This window comes from Rhodococcus sp. RCBS9 (genome assembly GCF_029457415.1).
GTDB classification, from domain to species: Bacteria; Actinomycetota; Actinomycetes; order Mycobacteriales; family Mycobacteriaceae; genus Rhodococcus_F; species Rhodococcus_F qingshengii.
The window spans coordinates 4,601,014-4,621,669 of the sequence record NZ_CP120422.1 but is presented as its reverse complement, the minus strand read 5'-3'; the positions used below and the strand labels follow the sequence as shown (position 1 = coordinate 4,621,669).

At 59.3% G+C, this 20,656-nt stretch carries 6 protein-coding genes; 5 read left to right on the top strand and 1 reads right to left on the bottom strand.

Going from position 1 to position 20,656, the window contains the following annotated elements; all coding sequences use genetic code 11:
* Positions 1–242: 242 nt before the first annotated feature.
* From P0M12_RS21580 to P0M12_RS21560, 5 genes are all read left to right on the top strand, one after another.
* Positions 243–1,214, top strand: coding sequence for a daunorubicin resistance protein DrrA family ABC transporter ATP-binding protein (locus P0M12_RS21580; RefSeq protein WP_020969036.1), 972 nt, complete (start codon positions 243–245; stop codon positions 1,212–1,214).
* Complete coding sequence (locus P0M12_RS21575) at positions 1,211–2,074, top strand: ABC transporter permease (protein WP_054781949.1); 864 nt, start codon at positions 1,211–1,213, stop codon at positions 2,072–2,074. Before P0M12_RS21580 ends, P0M12_RS21575 begins: the two co-directional genes overlap by 4 nt.
* Positions 2,071–2,931, top strand: a complete 861-nt coding sequence (locus tag P0M12_RS21570) for an ABC transporter permease (protein ID WP_058039006.1) — start codon at positions 2,071–2,073, stop codon at positions 2,929–2,931. The genes P0M12_RS21575 and P0M12_RS21570 overlap by 4 nt, the downstream gene beginning before the upstream one ends.
* Before the next feature lie 118 nt (positions 2,932–3,049).
* On the top strand, positions 3,050–4,087 hold the full coding sequence (locus P0M12_RS21565) for an alpha/beta hydrolase family protein (protein WP_058039005.1): 1,038 nt from the start codon (positions 3,050–3,052) through the stop codon (positions 4,085–4,087).
* Positions 4,088–4,173: 86 nt separating this feature from the next.
* On the top strand, positions 4,174–5,076 hold the full coding sequence (locus tag P0M12_RS21560) for an alpha/beta fold hydrolase (protein ID WP_064443511.1): 903 nt from the start codon (positions 4,174–4,176) through the stop codon (positions 5,074–5,076).
* A 173-nt stretch (positions 5,077–5,249) separates the two neighbouring features.
* Here P0M12_RS21560 and P0M12_RS21555 read toward each other — a convergent pair whose 3' ends face one another.
* The gene (locus tag P0M12_RS21555) at positions 5,250–20,654 is read right to left on the bottom strand and encodes a non-ribosomal peptide synthetase (protein ID WP_277376798.1); all 15,405 of its coding nucleotides are present in this window, start codon (positions 20,652–20,654) and stop codon (positions 5,250–5,252) included.
* Positions 20,655–20,656 lie beyond the last annotated feature (2 nt).

Below are 20,656 nucleotides of genomic sequence, written 5' to 3'. Positions count from 1 at the left end.
TTCGTTCAATTAGAAGAGATCTTTACGTTACAAAGAATATTTGTGATTCTTGCCACAAGGTGAAATCGAAGGTGAGAGTTGCTGGCAGGAGCCACATACTCCCTCTCACGCGTCCGATTGCCCGAGTGTCGGTTTGACCCTCCGGTAACATCTGAGCGGAGATCACGGATAGAAGACAGAAGGCATCTGTGCGCCCGTCGGGAGCGCGTGCCCGTTCCGACAATGCAGACAGCGGAGTGTTGATGCCCTTTTCCACGGACGCAGCGGTACTAGTGGAGGACGTACACAAGTCCTTCAAGAACGTGCACGCGCTGCGAGGGATCAACTTCACCGCCCCACGTGGGACAGTGCTCGGCATCTTAGGTCCCAACGGCGCAGGCAAGACGACGACGGTGAAGGTCCTCTCCACGCTCATTCGTCCCACCAGTGGACGCGCGATGGTGGCTGGCTACGACGTAGTGCGCAATGCTCCCGAGGTTCGACGCTCCATCATGATGACCGGGCAGTTCGCCGCCCTGGACGATTCACTCACCGGCCGGGAGAACATCGAACTGTTCGGCAGGTTGATGGGTCTCGACCGAATGTCGGCGAAGGTGCGCGCTGCCGACCTGCTCTCTCAATTCGACCTCGTCGAAGCAGGATCTCGAGTAGTGAGGAACTACTCCGGCGGTATGCGCCGACGAATCGATATCGCGTGTGGCCTGGTTGTTCGCCCCGAGGTCGTTTTCCTCGACGAGCCGACCACCGGCTTGGATCCGCGCAGTCGGCAGAGCGTCTGGTCGCTGGTCCAGTCACTGAAGGAGCAGGGAATCACCGTGCTCCTGACAACTCAGTACCTCGAAGAGGCAGATTTACTGAGCGACAACATCATCGTCATCGACAAAGGCGCAGTCATTGCTGAGGGGACTGCTGACCAACTGAAGGCGCGAACCGGCGCAAGCTTCTGCGAGATTGTGCCCGCAGATCTCAAACAGCTGCCTCATGCGGTCCATGCCCTGGGCAATCTGGTCCCCCGCGACTTCAGATTCGATCTGGCACAAGAAAGCGGTCGCATCGCTATCCCCGCACCTGTCGGCGCAGGAACCCTCTCCGAAGCGCTGCGTCGTCTGGACCACGCACGGATTCCGCTTGCAGACATCGCGCTTCGTCGCCCGTCACTCGATGACGTCTTTCTTTCACTCACAGGTGAACAGCACGTAAGCGAGACGCCGTGACGACAACTACAAAATTCGGGGTCGATCAAGTGACTGTCCGCGGGGAAAGTCGCAGCAAGATTGCAGTCCCCGAGGCTTTAAGCGTTGGAAAGCACCGCCGACCGCATCCATCAGCGATCAATCAGTGGTGGGTGCTGACTGCACGCACCGTCAAATCGATGGTCAAGCGCTATGAGCTGCTCGTTGCAGTCATCGCACCGCTGATCTTCACGATCGGGTTCTACCTTCCCTTGAAGTTCGTCATGCAACTTCAAGGGATCAACTACGCGCAGTTCTTGATGCCGATCATTGTCCTGCAGGCGATGGCATTCACATCGATCTCGGCTGCTCAAATGTCTTCGACCGAATCGATCACCGGCTTCAGCAACCGGATGAAAACCATGCCGGTCGTCGGCCCGATCCCGCTGCTGTCCCGTCAATCCAGTGGGTTCGTCAGATCAACAGTCTCGCTTGCTGCCGCATTGGCGTTCGGCCACTTGATCGGTTTTCGATTCTCAGCCGGAGTCGGGCAGGCCGTCTTGTTCTGCGCTGTCGCCCTGGCGTTCAGCACCTGCCTGTCCTTCGCTGGTGACGCCATCGGCTCATTGTCGAAGAGCCCGCAGGCCACCAGTCAAGCGCTGACATTGCCACAGTTGATTCTGGGGATGTTGTCCTGCGGTTTTGCGCCCGAGACCGGCTTTCCCGAGTGGATTCGGCCGTTTGTACGCAATCAACCGGTATCGCAGTTTTCATTCGCCATGCGTGATCTTGCACAAGGCGGAGTCACCTGGAGCGTCCTGTTTCCCGTCGTTGCGTGGACTATCGGGTTGATCGTCGTGTTCGCGCCACTCGCGTTCTGGGCAAGTATGAGGCGGTCATGAACGAACCGACAGATCGATTCATGGCTGTAGTCCGCCCGGTCGAGGGGTTCAACTTCCCTTACCCGGATAAAGCGCTCCCCGAGAACTCGTTCAAGGCGCTGGTCGTGCACAGTGGGATTCAGGCTAAACGCCTGCTGCTCACCTGGCTGCGAGATCCGTCGACGGCCATTCAAGCCCTCATATACCCAGCATTCATGTTGCTCATGTTCCGGGTCGTATTGGGCAATTCGATTACAGCAGCAACCGGCCAGTCGAGTATTTTCGGGACAGTTCCACTGATCATCCTCGTAGGCGCTATGTTCGGGTCGATTGCGAGCGCCGTCGGCCTCAAAGGTGAACGCGCGTCCGGACTGCTGAGTCGATTCTGGACGCTCCCCGCGCATCGCGCCTCGAGTCTCGTCGGACGCATGATCGCAGAAGCAGTCCGAGTTCTTCTCACGTCAATCGTGATTCTCGGCGTCGGCTATCTGCTGGGGTTCCGATTCAATCAAGGTCCGCTGGCGGCCTTCGCGATCTTGGCGTTGCCCGTCATTTTCGGCGTCGGTTTTGCCATGATGGTGACGGCCCTGGCCACTGTCTCCGACAACTTGCCGCTCGTCGAAATCGTATCCATCTCGTGCACACTATTGATGTTCTTCAATTCCGGATTCGTCCCTGTGATGGCCTACCCGAAGTGGCTTCAACCAGTGGTGGCAGAGCAACCGATGTCCGTCGCTATCGACACGATGAGAGGGCTGTCGTTGGGCGGTCCTGTGGCGGAACCCCTCGTCAAGACGCTGATCTGGTCCATCGGCATGATTCTGGTCTTCGTCTACCCAGCAATTCGGGGATACCGACGCGCCGCGGCGATGTCGTAACGAATACAGACCGCAAACCGACTTCACAGTTCGAGAAACAAGTGGCACCAGGGATGAGCATCGATGTACCCGTGCCACGCAACGAGAGGTATCTAACTTGACGCGTACAAGGCAGTCCATGTGGAGGCGCGCTACCGGTGTCGCCGCGGTGACGATGGTGTGCGCTCTGGTTCCGGCCGGTATCGCAACTGCGTCGCCTGTCACTCACCAGGGCGGCGGAGATTCGGTGGAGCCCGTCACGAGTGGTTCTTACGTCGTCTCAGTCGAGCAAGTGAACGATCGCCAAAAGATCGTGAATGTATACGCGGCGTCGATGGACCGCGTTGTTCCAATTCAGGTCATCACTCCTGCCGATGACTCCGCGCCCCGTCCCATCCTGTACTTGCTCAACGGAGCCGGTGGTGGACAAGATTCCGCTACTTGGGAGTACCAGACCGATGTCGTCGACTTCTTCCAGGACAAGAACGTCAACGTCGCGACGCCAGTTGGTGGACGCCTGTCGTACTACACCGACTGGCAGAAGGAAGACCCGAAACTTGGTAAGAACATGTGGAGCACTTTTCTGGGTAAGGAGCTCCCCCCGTTGCTGAACAAGCAACTTGGCAGCAATGGCGAACAGTCGATTGCAGCAATCTCGATGTCGGGTACTTCTGTGCTCAACCTGGCGATCGAGTACCCAGGTTTTTACAACTCCGTTGCCGCATTCAGCGGGTGTGCTCAGACCAGCGATCCGCTCGGCCAGCAGTTCGTCAAGACCACCACGGAGTGGATCGGCGGCGTTGACGACGTGCAGAACATGTGGGGTCCGTTCGACGGCCCCGGTTGGCGGGAACACGACCCCCTTGTGAACGCTGAGAAGCTGCGTGGCACACAGATTTACATGAGCACCGGCAGCGGGCTCCCCGGTTTCCCCAATGACACCCCTGCTAATCCGCGCATCCAGGACGGCCGCGCTGCGATGTTCGACCAGATCGTTGTCGGCAGTCCGATCGAGCTTGCAACCAACCTGTGTACCTCCAACATGGCGAAGCGGCTCTTCGAACTGAATATTCCGGCAGTAGTGGATTTCCGACCAACAGGTACCCATTCATGGGGCTACTGGCAAGACGATCTACACAAGTCCTGGCCATTCATCGCACAGTCTCTGGGCGTCTGATTCAAGTGCCTCGTGCTGGCTTCAACTCCAGCACGAGGCACCGATTAGCTTCATAGGAGGAATCAGCGGTGCGGTTCATTCGGATCATGCTGGTCGTACTGGGAACGTGTTTCCTGCTGTCTGGCACCTCAGTTAGTGCCCTGGCGGATGATCGAGAACCCAGCCCTGGTTTCGCGACTATGGGTCCATCGCCGGCGGGCTCCAACAACTGGAATTGCGTTCCGAGCGCCGATCATCCTCGTCCGGTAGTTCTCATCCATGGAACAACCGCGAACATGGTTGATACCTGGGCTGAACTTTCCCCGCAACTTGCTGATCTCGGCTACTGCGTATTTGCTCTCAATTATGGAGGGGCACGGGAAATCTTCAATCCCAACGCTCTCCAATGGGGTATCAGGGACATTGCGACTTCAGCGAAAGAGCTTGCAACCTTCGTTGATTCAGTTCGCCGTCATACGGGTGCAGGCCAGGTGGATCTCGTAGGCCACTCCCAAGGGGGAGTCGTCGCTCGCCAGTACCTGAAGTTCGACGGTGGTTCGACTCCGGAAGATCCGTCGAAAAACGCCGTCCATTCTCTGGTCACCCTCGGCGCTACCAACCACGGAACGACCTTCGGCGGCTTGCAAGCAAACGCCAAACAACTCTCAGATATGGGGCTTCCTGGAGACCTCTTGGTTCAGGCGATTTGGGGACCAGCCGGTGTTCAACAACTTCAAGGGACACCGCTGTTGACTGAGCTCAATGCGGGCTCGGAAACCCAACCGGGAGTTACGTATACCGTAATCGCGACCGCTCACGACCAGATTTCAACCCCTCCGGAAGCTTCGTTCCTTACCGCAGGCCCCAATTCCGTTGTAAACAACGTCTGGGTCCAGGATGGATGCCCAGGCAACACTGCCTCGCATGCGGGGCTGGTTCGTGACGCGCATTCGTTGGACCTCGTAAAATCCGCGCTCGATCCGGAATTCACGCCGATCCCCTGCGCATAGCTGCCCCAGACGTCGAGATGGTCAGCCGCAGCGGTCGAAATCGCACGCTCGACAAACTCCGATCGACAAGCGTGCGCTGTCACGGGTGAACATGACCTCCTACAAGGCCAATCACGAAGAGCGAAGCATACGAGCCTGGCCGTCGCCCGACCAGGCTCGTATACGCCGGTTGATCAATCAGCGGCGCCACCGCGCAACACACGCTCAATGATCAGCCCGATAGCGCGAACGCCTTCAGGAGACATCATCTCCAGGTGGTGAACGTCGACCATTTCATCCGTCAGTTCTCCTTGCGCGTACGGACCCCAAACCTTATCGGCTTGCTTTGCGTCCGAACGATCCAACGAACTCACGAAGGTGATCGGCCCCCCGAACGACTGCGGCCGATGGGCGTTGATCAGCTTCGCCGAAATCGCAATGCTTGTGAGCAACCGCTTGATCGCAGACGCATCGAGTCCGATTCTCTCTCCGTCGACAGCCGTCAAGATCTCTGCAGACCTTTCGACCGACAATTCATCGAGCTTTTCGTTCTCGCCGAAGACAATCCCCATTGCAGCCAACTCAGCGCGCACCTGGACAGCGTGCTCTGATTCGTCGCGTGTTTCCGGCGAACCGTCCAGCAAGATCAACGCCTCAACGATCTCGCCTCGCTCCTCCATCTTCGCCGCAACCGCTTGAGCAATGATCGCGCCGAGCGACCAACCGAGAATTCGGTACGGGCCTGACTGCTGAACCCGGGTGATCTCATCCACGTAGCGATCCGCGTAATCGTCAAGGGATCGTCCTTGGAATGCCTCATCAGTCAGAACAGGGCTCTGCAATCCATAAAGCGGAATCGAACGGTCCACAACAGCCGCCAACGGCGCAAAAGGCCACGCCAGTCCAACGAGTGGATGAACACAGAACAACGGCACATCGCTCCCTGTCGTTCTCAGCGGCAGAAGCGTTCGTAGTGCATCATCGGTTTTCGCATCGAAGCCCACCCGAATTCCGAGTGCAATTCGTTCTGCAAGTTCGCTGACCGTCGAAGTAGCGAAGATGAGTCGCAGTGGGACCTCCACGGAAACTGCTGCGCTCAGCCGAGCAGCAACCCTCGCTGCGACCAATGAGTTGCCACCCAACTCGAAGAAGCTGTCGTCCGCTCCGATGTGCTCGACACCGAGAATCTCCGAAAAGACGCTTGCGACAAGTAGTTCAGCTTCGGTAGTGGGAGCCCGGAACACCGCAACCTCGAACACCGGCTCCGGCAACAACTTCCGATCCAACTTCCCCGAAGCATTGAGCGGCAACGCATCCAACACCACAAACTGCGACGGCACCATATACGACGCCAACCGCTCCCCCACACCCACCTTCACCACATCAACATCAACCGAAGACCCCACCGCAGCAGTGACATACGCAACCAACTGATCACGCCACACCACCACCACCACAGAACCCACACCCACCTGATCCCGAACCGCAGCCTCGATCTCCCCCAACTCGATCCGCTGACCACGCAACTTCACCTGAAAATCACTACGACCGACATACTCGAGCTCACCCGACACACCGATCCACCGCACCACATCCCCCGTGCGATACATCCGCGAACCCACCCCACCGAACGGATTCGCCACAAACCGCTCCGCCGACAAATCCACCCGCCCGAAATACCCACGAGCGACCTGCACACCCGACAAATACAACTCACCCGCAACACCCACCGGCACCGGACGCAACCGCGAATCCAACACCAACACCGACGAATTCCACACCGGAGCACCCATCGGCACCACCACACCCACACCATCGAGCGGACCCGCCGCCGTCGCATGCACCGTGAACTCCGTCGGACCATACAAATTATGAACCTCAACCGACGGCAACACCGACAACACCCGACCCACCACCGACGCCGGCAACGCCTCACCCGCCGCGAAAATCACCCGCAACGAACCCAACCCACCACCACCGAGACGCGAAATCGTCGCCTCCGACGTGTCGACCAACTGATCGACGAACACCTCCAACATCGACGGCACAAACGAGACCATCGACACCGACTCCGCCGCCACCACCGACGCCAAATACCCCGGATCCCGATGACCGTCATGAGTAGCCACCACCAACCGAGCACCCACCGCCAACGGAACAAACAACTCCCACACCGACACATCGAACGTCACCGGAGTCTTGAACAACACCACATCAGAACCCGACACCGCATAACGCTCCGCCAACCACGACACCTGATTGACCACACTGCGATGACTGACCGCCACCCCCTTCGGCCGACCCGTCGACCCCGACGTGAAAATCACATACGCCGTATTCCCCGACCGCAACGGCGCAACCCGATCCACATCCGAGACAGGAGCATCCGAAAAACCAGACACATCAACAACATCAACCTCGACCACCGGCACCACACCAGCATCGAAACCAACATCAGAAGTACTGACCACACACACCGGCGACGCCGCCGCCAACACATACCCATTACGCTCCGCAGGCTGATCCGGATCCACCGGAACATACCCACCACCAGCCCTGAGCACACCGTAAACCGCAACCAACAAATCAACCGACCGACGAACCGCAACACCCACCAACGACTCCGGCCCCACACCCACCGAAACCAAATACCTGGCAAAACGATTCACCCGAGCATCGAACTCCGCATACGACAACGACACACCCTCGAACGAGAGCGCTACCGCATCCGGAGACGCCGCCACCTGCGCATCGAACCCGTCCAACACCGACACACCCGCAACCTCACGAGCCGTATCATTCCACCCCTCGAGCACCAACGAACGCTCAACAGAATCCAAAATATCAACGTCACCAACAATGGTTGACCGATCAGCAACGACGGCAGCCAGGATGCGTTCGAATCGGGTTGCCATCGAGGCCACCGTCGACTCGTCGAACAGATCCGTCGCGTACGTGAACTGCGCCGCCATCCCGGCCGGGGCACCGGACTCGTCGAACTGCTCGACCATGGTCAACTGCAGATCGAACTTCGCCGCCACCGCGCCGGTATCGACGCCCGCAACCTTCAGATCGCCCAACTGCAACCCGGTCTGGCGTGCGCTCTGGAACGAGAGCATCACCTGGAACAACGGATTACGCGCCTGCGACCGCGCCGGATTGAGCACCTCCACCAACCGCTCGAACGGCACATCCGCATGCGCAAACGCACCCAGATCGCCCTCACGAACCCGACCCAACAACCCCGAGAACGACTCCGAAGAATCCACCTCGGTCCGCAACACCAACGTATTGACGAACATCCCGATCAAATCATCGAGAACCTGCTCACCACGACCCGCCACCGGAGTACCGATCGCAATATCGGACGTCCCCGACAACCGCGACAACAACACCGCCAACGCCGCATGCACCACCATGAACAACGACGAATTCGACTCACGCGCAGCGTCACTCAACGACACATGCACATCACGATCAATCACGAACGAATACGCAGCACCACGATTGGACGCCACCGCCGGCCGCGGACGATCAGCCGGCAAATCCAACTGATCCGGCAACCCCGACAACGCCGACTCCCAGAAACCGATCTGACGCGAAATCAACGACGACGGATCATCTTCCGAACCGAGAGTCTCCCGCTGCCACAACGCGTAATCCGCATACTGCACCGCCAACGGCGTCCACCCCGGCACCTCACCCCGAGAACGAGCCTCGTACGCCACCATCACATCACGCGTCAACGGCCCCATCGACACACCATCACCACTGATGTGATGAACCACCATCGCCAACACGAACTCCGACTCCGACACCGCGAACAACCGCGCCCGAACCGGAACCTCCACCGCCACATCGAAACCAGCCGACAAGAACTCCGTCACCGCACCAACGACATCGGACTCCGACACCGCCACCGGCGACAAATCCAACCGCACCCGATCCGCAGACAACACCTCCTGGAACCCGACACCGTCGACCTCCGGATACACCGTCCGCAAAATCTCATGCCGACCAACAACATCCGACACCGCAGCCTGCAGAGCCTCCACATCCAACAACCCCGACAACCGAATCGCCACCGGAATATTGTCAACATTGGATCCCGGGTCGAATCGGTTCAAGAACCACATCCGCTGCTGCGCCAACGACAACGGCACACGCTCCGGACGCACCCGAGCAGTCAACGCCGCCCGCGCACCCGAACCAACCTCCGACTCCACCCGAGCAGCCAACAACTCCACCGACGACGCCTCGAACAACACCCGCACCGGAACCTGCGCATCGAGCGCCTGCCCCAACCGAGCCGCCACCCGAGTAGCAATCAAAGAATTACCACCCAAAGCAAAGAAATCATCATCCAACCCGACACGCTCGACCCCGAGAACATCCCCGAACACCGACGCGACGATCTCCTCCACCGCCGTCACCGGAGCCCGGAACACCGCAACCTCGAACACCGGCTCCGGCAACAACTTCCGATCCAACTTCCCCGACGCATTCAGCGGCAACGCATCCAACACCATGATCAACGACGGAACCATGTACGACGGCAACACCGCACGCAGCGAATCCGTAAGCGCTACAACATCAACCACCGCACCCGACACCGGCACCACATACCCAACCAAGCTGTCACCCGACTTGGCCGAAACAACAGTCACTGCAGATGCGGATACCGATGCATCAGCCACCAAAGCCGACTCGATCTCCCCCAACTCGATCCGCTGACCACGCAACTTCACCTGGAAATCACTACGGCCGATGTACTCCAGCTCCCCCGACGCATCCCACCGCACCAAATCGCCCGTGCGATACATCCGACCGCCCCCGCTGCCATCGGCAAACGGGTTCGCAACAAACCGATCCGACGACATTGCGGCCCGCCCGATATACCCGCGCGCCAACTGAATGCCCGATAGATAAAGCTCGCCGACAACACCCCTTGAAACCGGGTGCAGCCTGGAATCCAGGACTAGCAGCCCTGTATTCCACACAGCAGAACCAATCGGGATCGACACGGTCTCGTCCGATGTGACTTCATGGAAGGTCACATCAATTGCAGCCTCGGCAGGACCGTACAAATTCTCCAAGCGTGCTGATGGCATCACTCCGAAAACTTCCGCGGCAGTGCCAACTTTCAAGGCCTCGCCACCGGAAAACACCAGCCTCAAGGAAGGAATATTGCTGGCATATTCGGCTGAAATGAATAGGGCCATCATTGCAGGCACGAAGTGCGCGACCGTGACCGCATGCTCCCGGATCAACTTCGCTATGTACTGAGGGTCACGATGGCCATCCGGTTCGGCGATCACCATGCGCGCGCCTACTTGGCACGGCCAGAACAACTCCCAAAGTGAAACGTCAAATGTGGACGGAGTCTTGACCAGCACCACGTCCGACGGGTCCAAATTGTATCGATCCTGGCGCCAAAGCATCTGGTTTACTACGGCGATATGCGATACCAGGACGCCTTTCGGCGTCCCGGTAGAACCGGAAGTGAAAATCACATACGCAGGGTGATCTCCCCGAAGAGCAGACAGTCGCTCTGAATCGGTGATCGGATCAGTCGAATACGTATGCAGGTCAAGACTGTCAACATCAACCCAGGAAGTCGGCAACTTCGCGTCGAGTCGACCATCAACCGTAAAGTCACGCGAGTACAAGACAACGGCCGGCGCCGCCGTTCGCAAAACATAAGAGACGCGTTCAGTCGGATGCGATGGGTCCAGGGGTACATATCCGCCACCTGCACGAATCACCGCATGGGCTGCGATCACCCAAGATATAGACCGCCCCATGAGCACGCCGACCAGAACCTCAGGTCCAACACCTTGCGAAATCAGATGTCGGGCCAATCGATTGACGCGCGAATCGAATTCGCCATAGGTCAAGCTTTCGTCACCGTAAATCAGCGCAACATCCATAGCGCGCTGAGCCGTACCGACGACATCCACCAATCGCGTCGCGGGCAGATCCCGACGACTGGCGCGCGATCTGTTGTAGATCTCAATTCGTTCAACACCATCAAGAAGATCGACTTCTCCCACCAGCGCCGATGAATCGTCGAGAACTGTGCGCAGGATGCGTTCGAATCGGGTTGCCATCGAGGCCACCGTCGACTCGTCGAACAGATCCGTCGCGTACGTGAACGTCGCCGCCATCCCGGCCGGGGCACCGGACTCGTCGAACTGCTCGACCACGGTCAACTGCAGATCGAACTTCGCCGCCACCGCGCCGGTATCGACGCCCGCAACCGTCAGATCGCCCAACTGCAACGCGGTCTGCTCCATGTTCTGGAACGAGAGCATCACCTGGAACAACGGATTACGAGCCTGCGACCGCGCCGGATTGAGCACCTCCACCAACCGCTCGAACGGCACATCCGCATGCGCAAACGCACCCAGATCGCCCTCACGAACCCGACCCAACAACCCCGAGAACGACTCCGAAGAATCCACCTCGGTCCGCAACACCAACGTATTGACGAACATCCCGATCAAATCATCGAGAACCTGCTCACCACGACCCGCCACCGGAGTACCGATCGCAATATCGGACGTCCCCGACAACCGCGACAACAACACCGCCAACGCCGCATGCACCACCATGAACAACGACGAATTCGACTCACGCGCAGCGTCACTCAACGACACATGCACATCACGATCAATCACGAACGAATACGCAGCACCACGATTGGACGCCACCGCCGGCCGCGGACGATCAGCCGGCAAATCCAACTGATCCGGCAACCCCGACAACGCCGACTCCCAGAAACCGATCTGACGCGAAATCAACGACGACGGATCATCTTCCGAACCGAGAGTCTCCCGCTGCCACAACGCGTAATCCGCATACTGCACCGCCAACGGCGTCCACCCCGGCACCTCACCCCGAGAACGAGCCTCGTACGCCACCATCACATCACGCGTCAACGGCCCCATCGACACACCATCACCACTGATGTGATGAACCACCATCGCCAACACGAACTCCGACTCCGACACCGCGAACAACCGCGCCCGAACCGGAACCTCCACCGCCACATCGAAACCAGCCGACAAGAACTCCGTCACCGCACCAACGACATCGGACTCCGACACCGCCACCGGCGACAAATCCAACCGCACCCGATCCGCAGACAACACCTCCTGGAACCCGACACCGTCGACCTCCGGATACACCGTCCGCAAAATCTCATGCCGACCAACAACATCCGACACCGCAGCCTGCAGAGCCGCCACATCCAACAACCCCGACAACCGAATCGCCACCGGAATATTGTTCGCCGACGACAACGTATCGAAACGGTTCAAGAACCACATCCGCTGCTGCGCCAACGACAACGGCACCCGCTCCGGACGCACCCGAGCAGTCAACGCCGCCCGCGCACCCGAACCAACCTCCGACTCCACCCGAGCAGCCAACAACTCCACCGACGACGCCTCGAACAACACCCGCACCGGAACCTGCGCATCGAGCGCCTGCCCCAACCGAGCCGCCACCCGAGTAGCAATCAAAGAATTACCACCCAAAGCAAAGAAATCATCATCCAACCCGACACGCTCGACCCCGAGAACATCCCCGAACACCGACGCGACGATCTCCTCCACCGCCGTCACCGGAGCCCGGAACACCGCAACCTCGAACACCGGCTCCGGCAACAACTTCCGATCCAACTTCCCCGACGCATTCAGCGGCAACGCATCCAACACCATGATCAACGACGGAACCATGTACGACGGCAACACCGCACGCAGCGAATCCGTAAGCGCTACAACATCAACCACCGCACCCGACGCCGGCACCACATACCCAACCAAGCTGTCACCCGACTTGGAGTCAGAGTGCATCACGACGACGGCGTCGTTTACGTTCTCATGCGTGAGCAGGGCTGATTCGATCTCACCCAGTTCGATCCGCTGACCACGCAACTTCACCTGGAAATCACTACGGCCGATGTACTCCAGCTCCCCCGATTTGGTCCATCGAACCAAATCTCCGGTGCGGTACAACCTGGCGCCGGCTGATCCGAATGGATCGGCGACAAATCGCAGCGCCGTCATAGCAGGCTCACCGTGATATGCACGAGCCACCTGCGGTCCACCCAAATACAGTTCACCGGCCACACCCACCGGCACTGGCGCCAACCGGCCGTCAAGCACAACAGTGGACGCGTTAGCGACGGGCGTACCGATCGGGACGACCACCGCCTCAGGAGTCGCCTCCCAAGCTGTTACCACCTCGACCTCGGCAGGCCCGTACCAGTTGTGCAGGCTCGCCGAGGCGTACCCGCTGAATCGGCGTACGGTGTCGGCGCTCAACGCCTCTCCTGCGACAAAGACTCGACGCACCGATTCCGGCAGCGGCGCGGGCACCGCGGACATGAATGCGCTCAACATCGACGGAACGAAATGCACCGTCGTGACCCGCTCTTGAGCGATGGTTTTCGCAAGATAATCTGCGTCCCGGTGTCCATCGGGAACCGCGATGACCAGTTTCGCGCCAGTTTGGAGAGTCCAGAACAATTCCCAGACCGAAATGTCGAAGGTGATCGGCGTTTTGTGCAGTACCACATCCGAGCAATCAAGCCTGTAGGTCGCCTGAGCCCACACCAACTGGTTCACCGTTGCGCTGTGTGTAATGGCAACGCCCTTGGGTCGACCTGTCGAACCTGAAGTGAAGATCAGATACGCCGTGTTTTGCGATCGCAAAGGCGAATTGCGTTCAGAGTCGGCAATCCGGCGAGATGGGAACCCGTCCAAGTTCAGAGCCTCGACAGTCACCATCCGTCGACCCGTCGACGCGAACTGATCGCGAGCGGTAGTCAGAATCAGTACCGGATCCGCCGCCTCTACGACGTACTCGGTGCGTTCTGCTGGATGATCTGGATCGATAGGAACGTAGGCGCCCCCAGCCTTCAGAACGGCGTAGATCGCAACCACGAGGTCAATGCTCCGACGCATCGCCACACCGACCAACTGCTCAGGTCCGACTCCTTCGGAAATGAGGTGACGCGCGAGTTGATTGACCTTGGCATCGAACTCCGCATACGTAAGTTCAATTGCGTCCATGGCCAACGCGACAGAGTTAGGCGTCCGCGCAACCTGCTCGTCGAACAACGAGACCAGCGTCGCATTGTCCGAGCACAAAGATCCGGCCGAAACAGCTTGTGCCAGTACCTGTTCACTCTCGCTCTGTGAGAGTACGGGAATATCACCCACCAGTACGTCCGGAGTTGCGGACACTGTGCTCAGAATTCGCAACAGACGATCGACGAATTCCAGCACCGTTGATTCGTCGAACAGGTCGGTTGCGTAGTTGAACGACCCGTGTATCCCTGAGGGTTCTCCAGACTCGCTGATGACCTCGGACAGAGTGATCTGAAGGTCGTATTTCGCCGTTCCCGAGTCCGCTTCGATCCCGGAAATCGTGAGTTCTGGCAACACGAACTGCGTTTGCGCAAAGTTCTGGAACACCAACAAAACCTGGAACAGCGGTGAGTGCGCAGTAGAACGCACGGGGTCGATCTCATCCACCAACCACTCGAACGGCACATCCGCATTGGCAAACGCCGATAGATCGATTTCACGCACCTGCTCCAGGAACGAACCGAATCCCTCCGACGCTTCGACGTTCGTGCGTAAGACCAGCGTGTTGACGAACATACCAATCAGATCGTCGAGTTCGGCCTCCCCGCGTCCTGCGACAGGAGTACCAAGCACCACGTCCGTGGAACTGCTCAGTCTGGACATCAAAACAGCCACAGCCGCGTGAATGACCATAAAGACAGTGACGTTGTGACCCTCTGCAAGCCTCGACAAGTCTGAATGAAGGCGTGCATCGATCGTGAAATTGACTGTCGCTCCGCGTAACGACTGAATCGCGGGCCTTGCACGATCCAAGGGGAGATTCAAAACGGGGGGGACGTCAGCCAACTGAGTTCGCCAATACGCAATTTGCTTCGACGCGATCGAGTCCGGGTCACCATCTGAGCCCAACATCTCGCGTTGCCACAACGCATAGTCCGCGTACTGCACTCCGAGAGGTGCCCACCCCGGAACCACCCCCCGAGATCGGGCCTCATACGCGACCATGACATCGCGCCCGAGTGGCCCGACTGAGGAACCGTCTCCGGCAACGTGGTGGATCACGACAACCAACACGTAGTCGCCAGAGCCAAGGCTGAACAGTTTCGCTCGAACGGGGACCTCAGCACCGACGTCGAATCCCTGTCCGACAACCTCTGCTACGCGCAGCATTACAGACTCGGCGTCGACCTCGACTGGACTCAAGTCCAGCACGACCTCTTCGGGTGGAACAATTACCTGCATTGGTCCATCTGGATCGCTTGGGTACAACGTTCTGAGCGACTCGTGCCGTGCCAGGACATCGGAAACAGCAGCTTTCAGCCCCGCCACGTCCAGCTTCCCTGAAAGCCGGATCGCGAGAGGGACATTGTAGACCGGCGACTCTGGGTCGAGTTGGTTCAGAAACCACATCCGTTGCTGTGCAAGGGACAACGGCACCCGCTCCGGACGCACCCGAGCAGTCAACGCCGCCCGAGCACCCGAACCGATCTTGGTCTGAACCCGGGCAGCCACGCGCTCGACCGAGGACACCTCGAACAGCACCCGTACCGGAACCTGCGTATCGAGCGCCTGCCCAAGGCGGGCAACCATCCGAGTCGCAATCAGCGAATTGCCACCCAAAGCAAAGAAATCATCATCAAGCCCGACCCGATCCACACCCAACACCTCGGCGAAAACCGAGGCAACCGACTCCTCCACCGGAGTCACCGGAGCCCGGAACGCCGCAGCCTCGAACACCGGCTTCGGCAACAGCTTCCGATCCAACTTCCCCGAAGCATTCAGCGGGAACGCATCCAACACCATGATCTGCGACGGCACCATATACGACGGCAACACCGACCCCAACGAATCCACAAGCGCCGCAACATCAACCACCGCTCCCGACGTCGGCACCACATACCCCACCAACTGATCACCGGTCTTGGTCGACACCACCGCCACCGACGACACCGACACCGACACATCGGCCACCAGGGCCGACTCGATCTCCCCCAACTCGATCCGCTGACCCCGGAACTTCACCTGGAAATCAGTGCGCCCGATGTACTCGAGCTCCCCCGACCAGCCCCACCGCACCAAGTCCCCCGTGCGGTACATCCGATCGCCGACACTGCCATGAGTGAACGGATTCGCGACGAAGCGATCCGCCGACAAATCCGGACGAGAAACATACCCACGAGCCAACTGATCACCCGCAAGATACAACTCTCCCGCAACACCCGCCGGCACCGGACGCAATCGCGAATCCAAGACGAAAACCTGCGAATTCCACTGCGGCACACCAATAGAAGCCACACCACCGTGGACAGCATCCGTCACATCCGCGAACGTGATCGACACCGCGGCCTCGGTCGGACCATACAAGTTGTGAACCCGCGCGCTTGAAACAACACCGAAATCGCGCACCGTCTGCGCCGGCAACGCCTCACCGATGACGAACACATCACGTAGCGAATCCAACTGGCTGGCAGAGACTTCCCCCGCGAACACCGACAGCATCGTCGGCACGAAGTCCGTCACCGTCACGCGCTGATCAGCGATCACCGACGCCAAATACCCCGGATCCCGATGACCGTCATGAGTGGCCACCACCAACCGAGCACCCACCGCCAACGGCAGGAAGAACCCCCACAAAGACACGTCGAACGTCGTCGCAGTCTTCTGCAGATACACATCCGACCCGGTCAGAACATACTGCCCCTGCATCCACGCCATCTGATTGACGATCGCCGCATGCGAAACCGCCACACCCTTCGGCTTCCCCGTCGACCCCGACGTGAAAATCACATACGCAGCATTCGAAACACGCAACGGCGCAACACGATCCACATCAGAAACAGGCGCATCCGAGAATCCGGACACGTCCAGCTCGTCTATCAACACCACATCGAATTTACTCGGCAACACCACACCGTCACCAGCAGTGGACAACACACAGACCGGTGCCGCGGTCTCGAGAATATGACCATTGCGCTCGACCGGATGATCCGGATCCAACGGCACATACGCCCCACCCGCAGCAACCACTGCATACATACCAACCACAAGGTCAACCGACCGGCGCATCGCCAACGCCACCAACGACTCCGGCCCCACGCCCACCGAAATCAGATACCGTGCAAGACGGTTCACCCGAGACCCGAACTCCGCATACGTCAGAGACTGCCCCTCGAACACCACCGCCACCGCATCCGGCGTCGCCGCCACCTGCGCAACAAACCCGTCGAGCAACAAAGCACCAACAGTCAACTCGTGAACAGTGTCATTGACCGCCACCAGCACCTGCGAACGCTCGCCCTCACCGAGCAACTCCACATCCCCGACAACCGAATCAGGCTCCGCCACCATTGCTTCCAGAACACGCACCAACCGCTCCGCAAACGAAACAACTGTCGACGCGTCGAACAGATCCGTCGCATACGTCAACGACATCGGCATCCCCACACCGACGCCGTCCTCCTCCAACGGCGTCACCGTCAACTGCAGATCGAACTTCGCGATCTCGACACCGGCGTCGAAACCGGCAATCGACAGTCCCGGCAACTCCACGACATCCTGCGCCATGTTCTGAAAGAACAACGCAACCTGGAACAACGGATGATGGGCCTGCGACCGCGCCGGATCAAGCACTTCCACCAAACGCTCGAACGGCACGTCCTCGTTGCCGAACGCCCCGAGATCGACCTCACGAACCCGACCCAATAACGCCGAGAAAGACTCCGAAGAATCCACCTCGGTCCGCAACACCAACGTATTGACGAACATACCAATCAGATCGTCCAGCTCCGGCTCACCCCGCCCTGCGATCGGAGAGCCCACCACAACGTCGTCACTACCGCTCAGCCGCGCCAACAACACCGCCAACGCCGCATGCACCACCATGAACAACGACACATTACGATCAAGCGCCAACTGCTCGAGCGCTCGATGTAACCGCGCGTCTATCGAAAACTGGTAACTCGCACCCTGATTGGATGCCACCAACGGCCGCGGGCGATCCGCCGGCAGCTCGATCCGCTCCGGCAACCCCGCCAACACCGACGTCCAATACCCCAACTGCTCAGACATCAACGACGACGGATCACCCTCGGACCCCAACACCTCACGCTGCCACAACGCGTAATCCGCATACTGCACCGCCAACGGCGCCCACCCCGGAACCTGTCCACCCGCACGCGCCACATACGCCATCGACACATCACGCACCAACGGACCCATCGACACACCGTCAGCAGCGATATGGTGAATCACCAACGCCAACACAAACTCCGACGAACCCGTCTGGAACAAACGAACCCGTAATGGCACCTCGACCGTGACATCGAACCCCTCTGCCACCACTGGCGTCAGCACACCGAGCAAGTCGGCCGCGTCGACAGTTTCGGGCAATACAGTTTCCACGAATTCGTCCACCGGAAGTACTTGTTGGAACCCGATGCCCTCGAATTCCGGATAGACGGTCCGCAACACCTCGTGCCGCGCAACAACATCCGACAGCGCTGCGGACAGTGCCGAAACATCGACGGCACCGGACAACCGCAACACGATCGGAATGTTGTTCACACCAGACACAGAGTCGAATCTCGACAAGAACCACATCCGCGACTGTGCAAGGGAAAGAGGTATCCGCTCCGGACGAGAGCGAGGGGCCAAGGCAATTCGCACACGCCCCGCTGAATCTGACAAAACAGATGCAAGACCGGAGACTGTCGAGTACTCGAAGAGCGTTTTGACCTGAACCCGCACATCGAAAGCCGCACTGAGACGCCCGGCCAATTTCGCAGCAATCAACGAGTTGCCGCCGAGTTCGAAGAAGTCGTCGTCAGCGCCGACTCGGTCCACCCCCAAGAGTTCTTCGAATATGCGCGCGACCACGACCTCACCATCGGAGGATGGCGCTACAAACTCTCGGGCCTCGAATACGGGATCAGGAAGTGCTGCTGAATCCAGCTTTCCTACTGGCGTCAAGGGAATCTCGTCGATGACAACGACAGCCGCCGGAATCATGTGACGGGGAAGATCCGTCTTGACCACTGCCAGGACGTCATCCCCGGACAGCACGGCTCCAACTGCAGGAAGCACATAAGAGATGAGAGCCGTTTCACCGCTGGGCAACACTCGCCCGAGCGTTGTCACGAACTCGACCCGTTCGTCGAGTGCGATGACCGCGTCGATTTCAGTCAACTCGATGCGGAAGCCACGGATCTTGACCTGGGAATCGGACCGTCCGACGTATTCGACGCTACGATCGCCGGCAGCACTTTCCGTCCACCGCACCACGTCCCCCGTGCGGTACATTCGTTCACCCTGTGCCCCAAAGGGATTCGCGATGAATCGATCGGCCGTCATACCTGCCAAATTGTGGTATCCGCGCGCAACCTGCGGCCCTGCAAGATAGAGCTCACCCGTAGTCCCCGTCGGTACAGGCTGCAAGCGGGCATCCAATACCAAAGACGCTGCACCACGAATCGGACCACCGATCGTGACGGGATCACCCGCGCCGAGTTCCGTCATGTTCGTGACGATCGTCATCTCGGTCGGGCCGTACGCGTTGACAAAGTGGCGTCCGGGCGCCCACTTCGCGACCAACTCTGGCGGACACGCTTCACCCGCGACCACGACGACAGCAACATCGTCGAGTCCAGATGGATCCACCGATGCGAGCACCGAAGGAGTAGCGCCGACATGCGTCACTCGCTCTGTCTTGATCAGCTCGGCTAGCTCGGGCCCACCGTAGATGCTCGATGGGGCAATCACCATGACGGCGCCAGCCCCGATCGTCTCGAGTAGTTCGAAGATCGATACGTCGAAGCTTGGAGTCGTGAAGTGCAAAACCCGCGAATTGCCGTCGAGCGACAGCATGCGAATTTGCTCTCGCTGCAGGACGGCTAGCCCCGAATGCGAAACAACAACACCCTTGGGTCGCCCTGTGGAGCCGGATGTGTAGATGACGTACGCGGCGTGCTGCTCACGCAGTGTCCTTACCCGCTCGTCATACGTCACTGGCGCGCCGGAGACAGCGGCCAACGACTCGACAGTGTCCGAAGCATCGATCGAGATCCACCCGACCGAGTCGGTTAACCCGGCGCGTGCACCCTTAGTGGTCAACCCGACCGAAACTCCAGAATCGCTGATCATGTAGGCCACGCGATCGGCTGGATAGTTCGGATCCACCGGGACGAAGGCGGCGCCGGACTTGGCGACTGCCCACAGTGCCAGAACGGACTCGATGGACCGCGGTATCGAAATTGCAACCCGATCCTCTGGCCCCATGCCGCCGGCGATCAACAATCTCGCCAAACGAGACGATTGCTCGTCCAACTCTGCGTATGACAGCGAACGTCCTTCGAACCGCAACGCCTCCCGCTCGGGCCCCAGCTCGACGGCCGCCGCCAGCAGTTGCGGAAGCAACGAGGTGCTGGCACGACGGCCGCGTGCCGGACGCTCTCGACGTGCCTTGCGAGCTACCGAAGTCCCTGGCGTCACACCATCGGAGCTCATGC

Bases quoted from the DNA above. Each gene is read 5' to 3' on its own strand.
- P0M12_RS21580 (WP_020969036.1), top strand. From the start codon at position 243: ATGCCCTTTTCCACGGACGCAGCGGTACTAGTGGAGGACGTACACAAG.
- P0M12_RS21570 (WP_058039006.1), top strand. From the start codon at position 2,071: ATGAACGAACCGACAGATCGATTCATGGCTGTAGTCCGCCCGGTCGAG.
- P0M12_RS21565 (WP_058039005.1), top strand. From the start codon at position 3,050: ATGTGGAGGCGCGCTACCGGTGTCGCCGCGGTGACGATGGTGTGCGCT.
- P0M12_RS21560 (WP_064443511.1), top strand. From the start codon at position 4,174: ATGCTGGTCGTACTGGGAACGTGTTTCCTGCTGTCTGGCACCTCAGTT.
- P0M12_RS21555 (WP_277376798.1), bottom strand. From the start codon at position 20,654: ATGAGCTCCGATGGTGTGACGCCAGGGACTTCGGTAGCTCGCAAGGCA.